Source organism: Burkholderia sp. KCJ3K979, from assembly GCF_016759955.1.
Taxonomy (GTDB): domain Bacteria; phylum Pseudomonadota; class Gammaproteobacteria; order Burkholderiales; family Burkholderiaceae; genus Burkholderia; species Burkholderia orbicola.
Window position 1 is genome coordinate 44,945 of record NZ_JACFYV010000006.1, and the last position, 12,738, is coordinate 57,682.

A 12,738-nucleotide genomic window follows, 5' to 3' on the forward strand; every position below is an offset into this window, starting at 1 on the left:
TTCGGATTCCTGCATGCCATTCCCGGCGTATTTTTATGATGGTTCGTACGACGTAGATCGAGGTGCTTACTGTGCGCCTTCCGTCCACGAATTCACGCGGTCGGCATGCGCCGCAATCCACGCATCCGCGGCCGCTTCCGGCTTCGAGCCGTTCTGGATCGCCAGCATCACGCTGTCGATTTCACCCGGCTTCCACTGGAATTTCTTCAGGAACGCGACGACCGGCTTCGCCTTGGTTTCGAGGCCCGGATTCACGACGCTGTCGACGTGCTCGGCGCCGCCGAACACCTTCTTCGGATCCTCGAGGAAGCGCAGCTTCCACTTCGCGAACATCCAGTGCGGCGCCCAGCCGGTCACGATCACCGGCTTGTTCGCGCCGACCGAACGCGACAACTCGGCCGTCATCGCGCTGCCCGAGCTGGGCATCAGCGTGTAGTTCAGCCCGTAGCTCTTGATCGCGTCGTCGGTCTTGCGCATCACGCCGGCGCCCGCATCGATGCCGACGATCCGGCCGCCGAAGCTGCCCTTCTCCGCATTCAGGTCGTCGATGCTCTTCGCCTTCACGTACGCGGGTACGATCAGGCCGATCTTCGCATCGGGGAAATTCGCGCCGAGGTCGACGACCTTGGCCTTGTACTCGTCCCAGTACGAGCCGTGCGTGACCGGCAGCCACGCGGACAGCGTCGCATCGAGATCGCCGCGCGCGACGCCCTGCCACATGATCCCGGCGGCGACCGGCACGAGCTTCACCTCGTAGCCGAGCTTCTTCTCGATGACGCGGGCCGCGACGTTCGACGTCGCGACGCTGTCGTCCCAGCCTTCGACGTAGCCGATTTTCAGCGTCGGCTTCGTATCGGCCAGTGCCGATGCGCTCAATGCCACCATTGCCGACAGGGCGCCGGTCCACAACAGTTTTCCGAACAGTTTCATGGTCGATCTCCTTGGTCTGCGCACCGTGCGCGTTGTCTCTCTAGGTTCTTCAACCACAAATCCGCGGTATCGTTGTTTTCCGACAGATGCTTGTCCGGACGCGACGCGCCCGGACAGCCGATGGCGTGCTTCGACTACTTGTCGATCACGAGATCCGACAGCGGCTTGCTGCAGCACAGCAGCACCATCCCCTGGTCGATCTCGCGCTGGCGGATACCGCCGTTGTGCTTCATCTCGACCTGCCCCGACACGAGCTTCACCTTGCAGGTGCCGCACATGCCCTGCGTGCACGAGGCGGGCAGCCGCACGCCCGACTGGCGCGCCGCGTCGAGCACGTGCTGCTCCGAGCCGCACGAAATCTCGCGGTTGCTCTTCGCGAAGCTGACCGTGTACTGCTTCGTCGCGGCGTCACCGCCTTCGACCGGCGGCACGAGTTCGGCGAGCACTTCGTCGCTCGCGGTCTGCGCGAGCGTTTCGAACGAGAAGCTTTCCTCGTGATACTGCTTGCGATCGAAGCCGGCTTCGTCGAGCAGGTCGCGCACGGCCTTCATGTACGGCGCGGGGCCGCACGTGAAGATCTCGCGTTCCATGAAATCCGGCGCGATCAGCTTGAGCAGCGGCAGCGTCAGGAAGCCCGTGACGCCCGGCCAGTTGGTACGTGCGCCGACGCGCTCGACGACGAACGACGTGCGGAAATTCGTATGGTTCGACGCGATCAGGTCGAGCTCGCGCGCGAAGATGATGTCGTCAGGCGTACGTGCGCTGTGCACGAACAGGATGTCGCGATCCTCCGCGAGATCGTGGTGCGCGCGGCTCATCGACATCAGCGGCGTGACGCCCGAGCCGGCCGACAGGAACAGGTACTTGCGCGCCGGATGCCGCGCGCAGGTGAATTCGCCGGCCGGGCCGAGCACGCGCACCGCCGCGCCCGGCTGCAGGTTGTCGTGCAGCCAGTTCGACACCTTGCCGCCCGGCACGCGCTTGACCGTGATCGAAATCGTGTGCGGCCGCGCCGGCGACGACGAGATCGTGTAGCAGCGGTTGATCGTCTCGCCGTCGATGTCGAGCTCGAGCGTGATGAACTGCCCGGGCTCGAACGAGAACGTGCGGCCCTGCGGCGAACGGAAGAAGAAACTCTTCACGTCGTGGGTTTCCTGCCGCACGTGGCAGCACACCAGCGTTTCCTCGACGTCGCTCGTCCAGCGCTCGGGCAGCGCGTTCCAGAACGCCGGGTGCGTCACCCGGCTGTCCGCCGGCTCGAAATTGGCCGCATCTCGCATCATGTCTTGCTCCGCTTGTTCGCTGCTCAGTACTACGCGCCGGTTTTTTCGGCGAGCCGGCCGATATACCAGGCCGAGAATTTTTCGACGAGGCCTTCCGTGTACGGCGAATACGGGCCCGGCTCGTACGCGCTGCTGTTCGCGCCGCGCTGCGAGAATTCGACGAGCGCGCGATCCTGGTCGTTGGTCGCGTTCCACACGGCCGTGAGGTTCTTCACGTCGTAGTCGATGCCTTCCTTCGCGTCCCTGTGCACGAGCCACTTCGTGCGCACGAGCGTCTTGCCGGCCGACAGCGGAATCACCGAGAACGTCACGATGTGATCGCTCATGAAGTGGTGCCACGAGTTCGGCTGCGTCCAGAACGACAGCCCGCCGAGGTCGGCCTTGTCGAAGCCGCCGAGCAGCTTCTTCGACGCGACCTTCGCATCGAGCGTCTGCGATTCGCCGTGACGGTCGAGCGGCAGGCGCTGCGTGCGGAAACCCGTCACGTCGAGCAGCTTTTCGATTTCGGCGGACGGCAGGCCCATCTCGGCCCACTCCTTGCCGCGGCGCACGCAGGTTTCGGCGAACGCGTCCATGCCTTCGGCGTTCGCGTCGGAACGCTGGTAGCCGAAGCCGTATTCGTACAGCGAGATCGTGAGCTCCGGATGGTTCGCGACGCAGTGATAGCACTCGCGGTTGTTCTCCATCGTGAGCTTCCAGTTGCCTTCCTCGATGATGTCGATCTGCGCGGCGATCTTCGTGTTCGGCAGATCGTGCGGCAGCAGGTACGGCTCCATCTCGGCGCGCATCTGCGCGAAATCGACCGGCGGCTCGTCGGCGAGGCAGATGAAGATCAGGCCCGCGAGATTCTCGACGTGCACCGACTTCAGGCTGTGCTTGCAGCGATCAAATTTCTCGCCCATGTGCTCGGCGAACATCAGCTGGCCCGTCAGGTTGTAGGTCCAGCTGTGGTACGGGCACACGATGTTGCCGACCGAACCTTTATCTTCGTTGCACAGGCGCGCGCCGCGGTGACGGCACACGTTGTGGAACGCGCGGATCGCCATGTCGTCGTCGCGCACGATCAGGATCGAATCGTTGCCCAGCTGCACCGTCACGTAATCGCCCGGCTCGGGAATGTCCGGTTCGATCGCCACCTGGATCCAGTGCTGGCGGAAAATCGCCTCCATGTCGAGCGCGAAGATGTCCTCGCTCGTGTAGAACGGTGCGTCGAGGCTGTGCCCTTCCTTGCGCCGCTCGATCAATGCACGAATGTCTGCCGATACTTTCATCGTTTGCTCCGGATTCCTTGCATCCCTGGGTTGCTTGCCGACAGGCATCAAAATCAGTAGTCGATGAGCTGATGCTCGCGCAAATACGCGAGGATCACTTGTGCTTTTTCGACCGAACTCCCTTCATTTACGACGTTGCCGCCGCGGCTTTCGGTCGTCGTCGCGGACAGCATCCGGGCATGCCCGGAGCGCTTCTCGGCGGCGACCAGCCTTACGGGTTTACGCTCGACCGGGCCGACCGTCCACGCGGTGGCGTCGGCGTCCGCACCGGGGGCCGCGAGCGCCGGCCGGATCGTGCCGGCGCGCAGCCGCGCATACGCATAGCGCGGCTCGACACCCGCGAGCGGATGGACGGCGACGACGGCCGGGAGCGCCGCGTCGACACGCCGCCGCAGCCCTTTCGGCAAAAATTGCCGGGCCGCGGCACGACCGCCCTCGACCGTCACGTCGACGGCCGAGCCGACGAGCGGATAGCCGAGTGCCGCGGCGACGCGGTACGGCAGCATCCCGGTGTCGTACGCGCCCTCGGCGCGCGTGCCGGTCAGCACGAGGTCGTAGCCTTCGAGACGCGCGGCGAGCGCGTGCACGGCATCATCGCCGTCGCGGCAGGCCAGCACCTCGACCTCCCGCGCACCGAGCGCGAGATACTCGGCCAGCGCCGAATTCGCGGGGTCGCCCGCGTGGATCACGTCGAGCGTCGCGCGATGCTGCTCGGCGAGCTGGCGGCCGGTTTCGAGCGCGGCCGCATCGTTGCGGCTGTAGCGCGCGACGCCGCTGACCGGATGCCGGCCGACGGACACGAGCACCGCGATGCGTTGCAAGGGGCGAGGGGCGTTCATGCGGCGACTCCTTCGGGTTCACGGGTACCGACCGCGGCCGGCGATTCGCCGCGCGAGGCCCGCGCGGCCTGGACCTGTTCGATCAGCGCGGCGATCGTCGCCTGCGCGTCGCCGACCACCGTCAGGTTCGCGCGCTTCGCGATCGGCGCGCTGCCGTCGAGGTTGACCGCGATCACGTGGCGGCAGTCCTTGATCCCCTGCAAATGCTGCACCGCGCCCGAGATGCCGAACGCGATGTACACGCTCGCCTCGACCGTCTTGCCGGTCGCGCCGACCTGCTTGTCGCGCGTGAAGTGGCCGTTGTCGACCGCGACGCGGCTTGCGCCGATCGCCGCGCCGAATACGCCGGCCAGCCGCTCGAACGCGCCGATGTCGGACACGCCGTTACCGGCCGACACGATGAAGTCGGCCTCCTCGAGCGCGACCTGGGCTGCGTCGATTTCATCGAGGCCGAGATCGCGGTACGGCTGCGCGGCGTCATGCGCGGGGCGGATGAAATCGGCGGCCAGGCGTTCGCCCGCGCCGACGAACGGCAGCTTCGCGTCCACCGCGTTCTGCGCGAGCAGGATCACGTCGGGCAGCGCACGGGTCGCGAACGCACGCCCCGCCTGCGCATACGCGCCCACGTGCTTCGCGTCGATTTCGACGACGTGGGTCGCGACGCTGGCGCCGGCGGCCGCCGCGTAGCGCCGGCCGAGATCGCCGTCGCCCGTCGCGTTGTCCGGCACGAACACGTGTTTCGGTGCGAGTGCGGCCACGCAGGCCTGCAATGCTTGCAGTTCGCTTTCGGGATCGAACGCGCGGCGATCGAAGCCGGCCAGCTCGATCAGCTTGTCGACGCCGAGTTCCGCGACGTCATCCTTCAGTTCGCCGAACGCCAGCAGCGCGACTTCCGTCTGCGCATCGGCGAGCACCGCGGCGGCGGCGATCGCCTGTCGTGAATGGTCGTCGAGCGCGCCGCGTTCGCCATGGGCGACCACCAGCATCACGTGCTTGGGGTCCTGCAGCGCGCGGCGCGGCTTCGCGGCCGCGGCGCCATGACCGTGCGCGGACCATTGCGCGGCGTTCGCATCGGCGCTGCCTTCCTCGCCGAGCGTGATGCGCTTCAGGCCGGCGGCCGTGATGATGAACGGCCGGCGCGGATCGATTCGTTTGATCGTATTCATCGATTCACTCCAGCGAGGCGGCGACGAGTTCGGCGACGTCGAGCACGTCGGGGCGCGGGCCCACGACGCCTTCGAGCATGGCCGTGCAATTCGGGCAAGCCACCGCGACCACGTCCGCGCCGATCATGCGCGCGTCGGCGATGCGGATGTCCGGAATACGCTGCTTGCCGGGGATGTCGGTCAGCGGCGCACCGCCGCCACCGCCGCAGCAGCGACCGCGCATGCCGTTGCGCTCCATCTCGACGACCTGGATGCCGATCGTCTTCAGCAGCTTGCGCGGCGCTTCCGTCTCGCCGTTGTAGCGGCCGAGATAGCACGGATCGTGATACGTGGTGCGCTTCTCCTGCAGCGCCTCGACCGCCTTCGGCGCGATCTTGCCGCTGTCGGCCAGTTCGGCCAGATAGGTCGTGTGATGCTTGACCGTCACGCGCAGCCCGAGCGCGCGGTATTCGTTGCGCAGGCTATGCATCACGTGCGGGTCGGCCGTCACGATCTGCCGGTACGACAGCGTGCCGAGCGTGCCGATCAGGCGCTTCGCCATCTGCTGGAACGTCGCTTCGTCGCCGAGCCGGCGCGCGACGTCGCCCGTGTCGGTTTCGGTCGCGCCGAGCACCGCGTAATCGACACCGGCCTTGTTCAGCACCTTCACGAACGCACGCAGCGTGCGCTGGTAACGCATGTCGAACGCGCCTTCGCCCGCGACGAACAGCACGTCGACCGGCTTGCCCGGCTGCGCGACCGGCGCGCTCAGGTCCACCGACCAGTCGTAGCGCGCGGCCGTGTCGTAGCCGCCCATCGTGCCGGTCTCGCGCAGGTTCGCGAGCACTTCCTGGCCCTTGCCCGGCACCGTGCCGTGCACGAGCGTGCGGTTGCGGCGCATGTCGACGATCGCGTCGACGTGTTCGATCAGCATCGGGCACTCCTGCACGCACGCGCGGCAGGTGGTGCACGACCACAGCGTCTGTTCCTCGATCAGGCCCGACACGATCGGGCCGTTCGGTTCGCCGCGATGCTGGCCGACCGGGATGCCCGGCGACGGGCTGCCCGCGTATGCCGCATCGGAGCCGCCGGCCATCCCGACGACGAGATCCTGGATCAGCTTCTTCGGGTTCAGCGGCTGGCCCGACGCGAACGCGGGGCATGCGGCCTCGCACTTGCCGCACTGCACGCATGCGTCGAAGCTCAGCAACTGGTTCCAGCGGAATTCGACCGGCTTCGCGACGCCGTACTCCTGATGCTCGATGTCCGGCAGCTTCAGTGCGGTCGGCGGCGTGGCCGTGCCGTTACCGGTGAACGATTCGCGCGTGGCCGCGAAACGCTCCTGACGCGGGTGGAACGCGAGATGCAGCAGCCCGGCGATCGCATGCTTCATCGGGCCGCCCTTCGCGGCGCCGACCGTCATCGTGAATGCGCCGATGCCGATCAGCAGCGCGCAGAGCACCGCGAACGCGCCCGACATCGCGCCGGTCGGCACCAGCATGAACAGCACGAGGCCGAGCGCGAACGAACCGAGCAGCCAGGGCAGCGTATTCCACGGGCCGCGCGACAGGCGCGCCGGCACGTCCTTCGCCGCGCGTCGACGCCACACGAACACCGCGCCGACCAGCATCGCGAGCGCCGCGAGGAAGATCAGCTTGTCGAGCCACGGCGAGTAGATCGCGAGGCCGTAGTTGACGAACACCAGCGCGAGCGCGCCGATCGCGCCGCCGGCGGTCGCGACGTGGGTCTTCGCGATGTACGGATCGCGGGCGACCACGTGGTGCAGGTCGACGAAATAACGCTTCGGAATCGCGAACAGGTTCGCGACGCCGAACGAGCCGGGCGCCGTGGCGCGGCCCAGACGCCAGTAGGACGAGCGCTTCGCGACCGCGAACGCGAGCCCCGCCACCGACAGCCACAACAGGGCGGTAATGAGGAAGGACGGGTTCATCTTTTAGAAATCCTTCACGAGACGCAGCGAGTCGTAGATCGCACCGTGGACGTTGTGCATCGAGATGCAGTCGCCGACACGGAACAGCAGGAAACGGCCGTTGCCGAGTTCTTCCGACAGGCACGGCTGCGGCTCGGCCGCGAACAGCGTGTGCGGATCGATCTGGCCGCGGTTCACCGATTCCGGCTTGAGCTTCCAGTACAGCTCGTCGTTCGGCGACGAACCGTTCTCGATCACCACCTGGTCGACCGCGCGCTCTTCCAGTTCCTCGGTGTACTCGTTGCGCAGCACGGCGATCATCTTGCCGTTCTCTTCATAGACGCGATCGAGCATCGTGTTCGGCGTCGGAATCACGCCGAACGCGTACAGGCGGCGATAGAAGATCGGGAACGTCGTGCCGCCGCAATCGTCGGCCACCTTCACGTCCGGCGTGACGACCTCGACCTTCGAGCCGCGGCTCGCCATGAAGTCGGCTACGCCCGCGCCCGCATGGGTGCTCACGCCGTCGAACAGCAGCACGTTCTGCTTCGGCTCGACCTTGCCGGTCAGGATGTCCCACGCGCTGACGGCGAGACCTTCGGCCACGCCCCACGCCGGCACCTGCCACGTGAAGCTCGACCCGCCCGTCGCGAGCACGACGATGTCCGGCTTCTCGGCCATGATCACCTTCTCGTCGGCGGCCACGCCGAGGCGCCGGTCGACGCCCAGACGCTTCGTTTCCATGTCGAACCAGCGGATGATCCCCGACATCTGCTCGCGCTGCGGCGCCTTCGCGGCGATCATCACCTGGCCGCCCACTTCCGCGTTCTTCTCGAACAGCACGACGTCGTGGCCGCGCAGCTTCGCGACACGCGCCGCCTCGAGGCCTGCCGGGCCCGCGCCGACCACCACGACCTTGCGCTTCGGGCCGCGCGACTTCTCGATGATGTGCGGCATCGTCGCTTCGCGCGACGTCGCCGCGTTCTGGATGCACAGCACGTCGAGGCCGTTGTACTGACGGTCGATGCAGTAGTTCGCGCCGACGCACTGCTTGATTTCGTCTTCGCGGCCGTCGCGGATCTTGATCACCATGTGCGGATCGGCGATCTGCGCGCGCGTCATGCCGACCAGGTCGATCATGCCGTTCGCGAGCAGGCGCTCGGCCTGGCCCGCATCGCGAATGCTCTGCGCGTGCATCACCGGAATCTTCACGACCGACTTGATGCCGGCCGCGAGGTGCACGAACGGCTCCGGCGGCAACGCCATCGGCGGCATGCAGTTGGCGATCGTGTTGTGCGTATCGCCGCCCGAGCCGACCACGCTCAGGTAGTCGATCAGGCCCGTCTCCGACATCGCCTGCGCGATTTCCTTCAGCGCTTCGTGATCGAGGCCGTCCTCGTGGAATTCGTCGCCGCACATGCGCAGGCCGACGCAGAAATCCTTGCCGACCGCCTCGCGCACGGCCGTCAGCACTTCGATGCCGAAGCGCAGGCGGTTTTCGAGGCTGCCGCCCCATTCGTCGGTGCGGTGGTTCGAACGCTTGCTCCAGAACTGGTCGATCAGGTGCTGGTGCGCGGCGGAGATTTCGATGCCGTCCATGCCGGCCGCCTTCACGCGCTTCGCGGCCGCCGCGAAATCGCCGATGATGCGGCGGATCTCCTCGATCTCGATGATCTTCGCGTTGCCGCGGTGCACGGGTTCGCGCACGCCCGACGGCGACATCAGGTGCGGCCAGTGCTCGCCGTGGAACGACGAGCGGCGGCCCATGTGCGTCGCCTGGATCATGATCTTCGCGCCATGCTTGTGCATCGTGTCGGCCAGGCGCGTGAGCGGATCGATGATCTTGTCGGTCGACAGGTTCACCGATTTCCACCAGCCTTGCGGGCTGTCGATCGACACCGGGCTCGAACCGCCGCAGATGGCCAGGCCGACGCCGCCCTTCGCCTTTTCTTCGTAGTAGCGGATATAGCGGTCGCCCGGCAGGCCGCCCGGCTCGGCGTACACCTCCGCGTGCGCGGTGCTGACGATCCGGTTGCGCAGCGTCAGCTGGTTCAGCTGCATGGGTTTGAACAGGTGGGGATAACGCATCGCTGGCGACCTCTGGCGTTCGAATGTCTCGTGTTGCGGGTGTTGTTCTGCTTCAGTGAATCAATGCGTCAGTGCATCAGTGCATCAGTGCGCGATCGGCGACACTTCGAAGACGCAGTGGTCGTGATGCTCGGCCGCGCACTGCACTTCCTTCGAGTACGCACGCGGCGCGCCCTTGCCTTCCGGCGTCGTGTCGTTGACCCAGTCCATCGCGCCCGCAAACCAGCCCGCGAACATGTAGCAGAGCTTGCCTTCCTTGCCCGGCTGCTGGAGCACGAACGACGAGTGGCGCAGCTCGATCTTCGCGCGTGCGCTCGCCGGATCGGCCTCGATGATCGAGAACAGGCCCCAGCCGCGTTGCGACAGGCGCTTCAGGTAGTGCTCGAACACGGCCATGCCGGTGATGCCGTGCTGCTTCGCTTCCTTGTCGCACCAGTGGTAGGCGGATTTGTAGCCGGCCTTGTAGAGGATCTCGGCATACGCTTCGACGCCGAGCGCTTCCTCGACGGCGACGTGGTTGTTCGTGAAGAAGTGGCGCGGCACGTACAGCATCGGCAGCGCGTCGGTGGTCCAGACGCCGGTATCGGGATCGACGTTGATCGGCAGTTGCGGTTGCATCGTGGTGACTCCGTGAGGAAATTGGCCGCGCGGCTCGGTGCGCCGGCGCGACATCGTCCGCGCGCCCACGCTGCTTGCGCGGGCACGTCCCGATTTTTTATGTTGAAACGAAGGGAGCGGTTCGGCTCGGCGAGGGCTTACGCGCCCCACACGTCCTTGAACACGCGCACCCAGTTCTCGCCCATGATCTTGCGGATGCGCGACTCGCTCCAGCCGTGGCGTTCCATCGCCGCGGTCAGGTTCGGGAATTCGCCGATCGTGCGGATGCCGTCCGGGTTGATCACCTTGCCGAAGTTCGTCAGCTGGCGATAGCGGCCCTTGTCATGCGTCAGCATGTCGAAGAATTCCTTCGCGAAATCCTGCGTGAAGTCCGTGCCGATGCCGACCGCGTCTTCGCCGATCAGGTTCACCACGTAGTCGATCGCCTCGATGTAGTCGTCGATGTTCGCTTCGATGCCGCGCTTCAGGAACGGCGCGAACATCGTCACGCCGACGAAGCCGCCCGCATCGGCGATCTCCTTCAGCTGCGCGTCGCTCTTGTTGCGCGGATGTTCCTTCAGACCCGACGGCAGGCAGTGCGAGTAGCACACCGGCTTCTTCGAGAACGCGATCGCTTCCGACGACGTGTTGCCGCCCACATGCGACAGGTCGACCATGATGCCGACGCGGTTCATCTCGGTGATCACTTCGCGGCCGAAGTCCGACAGCCCGCCATCGCGTTCGTAGCAGCCGGTGCCGACCAGGTTCTGCGTGTTGTAGCAAAGCTGCACGACGCGCACGCCCATGTCGGCGAACGCTTCGATGTAGCCGAGGTTGTCCTCGAACGCATGCGCGTTCTGGAAGCCGAGGATGATCCCCGTCTTGCCTTCCTTCTTCGCGCGGAAGATGTCGTCCGTCGTGCGCACGAGCGTCAGCAGCTCGCCGTTGTCGCGGATCTTCTTCTTCATCACGCCGATGTTGTCGACGGTCTTGGTGAAGTTCTCCCACACCGACACCGTGCAGTTCGCGGCCGTGATACCGCCCTTTCGCATGTCCTCGAACACCGGCTTCTCGAACTTGGAGATGTTCAGTCCGTCGATGATGATGCTGTCCTGATGCAGCGTGCTCATATCTGCTCTCGCTCGTGTGACTGTTCTTGTGGGGTCGATCAATAGATCGGGAAGCGCTCGCAGAGCGCGAAGATCTCGCGACGCACGCGCTGTTCGGTTGCGGGGTCGCCTTCCGGGTTCGCCCGCAGCGCGTCGAATACTTCGAGGATCAGGCGGCCGACTTCACGGAACTCCGCGACGCCGAAGCCGCGCGTCGTGCCGGCCGGCGTGCCGAGGCGGATGCCCGACGTGACGGTCGGCTTCTCGGTGTCGAACGGGATGCCGTTCTTGTTGCAGGTGATGCCCGCGCGTTCCAGCGCCTGCTCGACCGGCGCGCCCTTCAGGCCCTTCGGGCGCAGGTCGACCAGCAGCAGGTGGTTGTCGGTGCCGCCCGTGACGAGATCGACGCCGCCGGCCTTCAGCACTTCGCCGAGCGCCTGTGCGTTCGCGAGCACGTTGTCGATGTAGGTCTTGAAGTCCGCGTGCAGCACTTCGCCGAACGCGACCGCCTTGCCGGCGATCACGTGCATCAGCGGGCCGCCCTGCAGGCCGGGGAACACGGCCGAGTTGATCTTCTTCGCGATTTCCTCGTCGTTGGTCAGCACGAAGCCGCCGCGCGGGCCGCGCAGCGTCTTGTGGGTGGTCGACGTGACGACGTGCGCGTGCTCGACCGGGTTCGCGTGGCGGCCCGCGGCGATCACGCCAGCGATGTGCGCCATGTCGACCATCAGCTTCGCGCCGACGCTGTCGGCGATCGCGCGAAAGCGTGCGAAGTCGAGCGCGCGCGGGTACGCCGAGAAGCCGGCGATGATGAGGTTCGGCTTGTGCTCGTGGGCAAGGGCCTCGACCTGGTCGTAGTCGATGCGCAGCGTATCGCGGTTCACGCCGTACTGCACGGCATTGAACCACTTGCCCGACAGCGCCGGCTTCGCGCCGTGCGTCAGGTGGCCGCCGGCATCCAGCGACATGCCGAGCACCGTGTCGCCCGGCTTCGCCAGCGCGAGCATCACCGAGCCGTTCGCCTGCGCGCCCGAGTGCGGCTGCACGTTCGCATAGCCGGCGTTGAAGATCTGCTTCACGCGGTCGATCGCGAGCGCCTCGACTTCATCGGCGAATTCGCAGCCGCCGTAGTAGCGCTTGCCGGGATAGCCTTCCGCGTACTTGTTGGTCAGCACCGAGCCCTGCGCCTCGAGCACGGCGCGCGACACGATGTTTTCCGACGCGATCAGCTCGACCTGCGACTGCTGACGCTCGAGTTCCTTCAGGATGGCGCTGCGCACCGGCGCGTCGCGCTCGGCAAGGGGCTGCGAGAAGAAAGGCTGGGTGTTCGACATAGTGCGTCCGTGACGAAGAATAAAGGGCTGCAACCGAAGCTCAAGGCCCGCCGTGCCTGGGTTTCCCACGCTTCCAGTGCAAGGCTGCCGACGGCTCTATTCTTGTCGTTCGGATTTTCGGCGGATTGATGAATTTAGACGCGTTCTTTGCCTTTTCCGCCATGCACGTCCGTTTTGTACAAGTGACCGGTCGTGCTTTTCGGGGCGACTGC

10 protein-coding genes are annotated in these 12,738 nt (G+C 66.1%); all 10 read right to left on the minus strand.

All coding sequences use genetic code 11. The annotated features are described in order from the left end of the window. Positions 1-66: 66 nt before the first annotated feature. The 10 genes from H3O04_RS02920 to H3O04_RS02965 all read right to left on the minus strand — a co-directional run bounded on the left by H3O04_RS02920 (position 67) and on the right by H3O04_RS02965 (position 12,526). Positions 67-930: a glycine betaine ABC transporter substrate-binding protein gene (locus H3O04_RS02920; RefSeq protein WP_006486270.1), complete on the minus strand. Its 864-nt coding sequence runs from the start codon at positions 928-930 to the stop codon at positions 67-69. A gap of 134 nt (positions 931-1,064) precedes the next feature. Beyond that, on the minus strand, positions 1,065-2,213 hold the full coding sequence (locus H3O04_RS02925) for a hybrid-cluster NAD(P)-dependent oxidoreductase (protein ID WP_011547102.1): 1,149 nt from the start codon (positions 2,211-2,213) through the stop codon (positions 1,065-1,067). A 29-nt stretch (positions 2,214-2,242) separates the two neighbouring features. Beyond that, the gene (locus H3O04_RS02930) at positions 2,243-3,484 is read right to left on the minus strand and encodes an aromatic ring-hydroxylating oxygenase subunit alpha (protein WP_023475632.1); all 1,242 of its coding nucleotides are present in this window, start codon (positions 3,482-3,484) and stop codon (positions 2,243-2,245) included. Positions 3,485-3,537: 53 nt separating this feature from the next. Then, complete coding sequence (locus H3O04_RS02935; RefSeq protein WP_202587105.1) at positions 3,538-4,323, minus strand: electron transfer flavoprotein subunit beta/FixA family protein; 786 nt, start codon at positions 4,321-4,323, stop codon at positions 3,538-3,540. Then, a complete protein-coding gene (locus H3O04_RS02940; RefSeq protein ID WP_202587106.1) occupies positions 4,320-5,489 on the minus strand; it encodes an electron transfer flavoprotein subunit alpha/FixB family protein in 1,170 nt (389 codons plus the stop codon). Before H3O04_RS02940 ends, H3O04_RS02935 begins: the two co-directional genes overlap by 4 nt. Before the next feature lie 4 nt (positions 5,490-5,493). Then, positions 5,494-7,419, minus strand: coding sequence for a (Fe-S)-binding protein (locus tag H3O04_RS02945; RefSeq protein WP_202587107.1), 1,926 nt, complete (start codon positions 7,417-7,419; stop codon positions 5,494-5,496). Positions 7,420-7,422: 3 nt separating this feature from the next. Next, positions 7,423-9,486 (minus strand): NADH:flavin oxidoreductase, encoded by a 2,064-nt coding sequence (locus H3O04_RS02950; protein WP_006480658.1) that lies wholly within the window; start codon positions 9,484-9,486, stop codon positions 7,423-7,425. A gap of 84 nt (positions 9,487-9,570) precedes the next feature. Beyond that, entirely contained in the window at positions 9,571-10,104 is a 534-nt protein-coding gene (locus tag H3O04_RS02955) for a DUF5943 domain-containing protein (RefSeq protein ID WP_006480657.1), read from the minus strand. A gap of 137 nt (positions 10,105-10,241) precedes the next feature. Continuing rightward, positions 10,242-11,213 carry a dipeptidase gene (locus H3O04_RS02960; RefSeq protein ID WP_006480656.1) on the minus strand — a complete coding sequence of 324 codons (972 nt, stop codon included), beginning with the start codon at positions 11,211-11,213 and terminating at the stop codon, positions 10,242-10,244. Positions 11,214-11,251: 38 nt separating this feature from the next. Next, entirely contained in the window at positions 11,252-12,526 is a 1,275-nt protein-coding gene (locus H3O04_RS02965) for a serine hydroxymethyltransferase (RefSeq protein ID WP_023475628.1), read from the minus strand. Positions 12,527-12,738 lie beyond the last annotated feature (212 nt).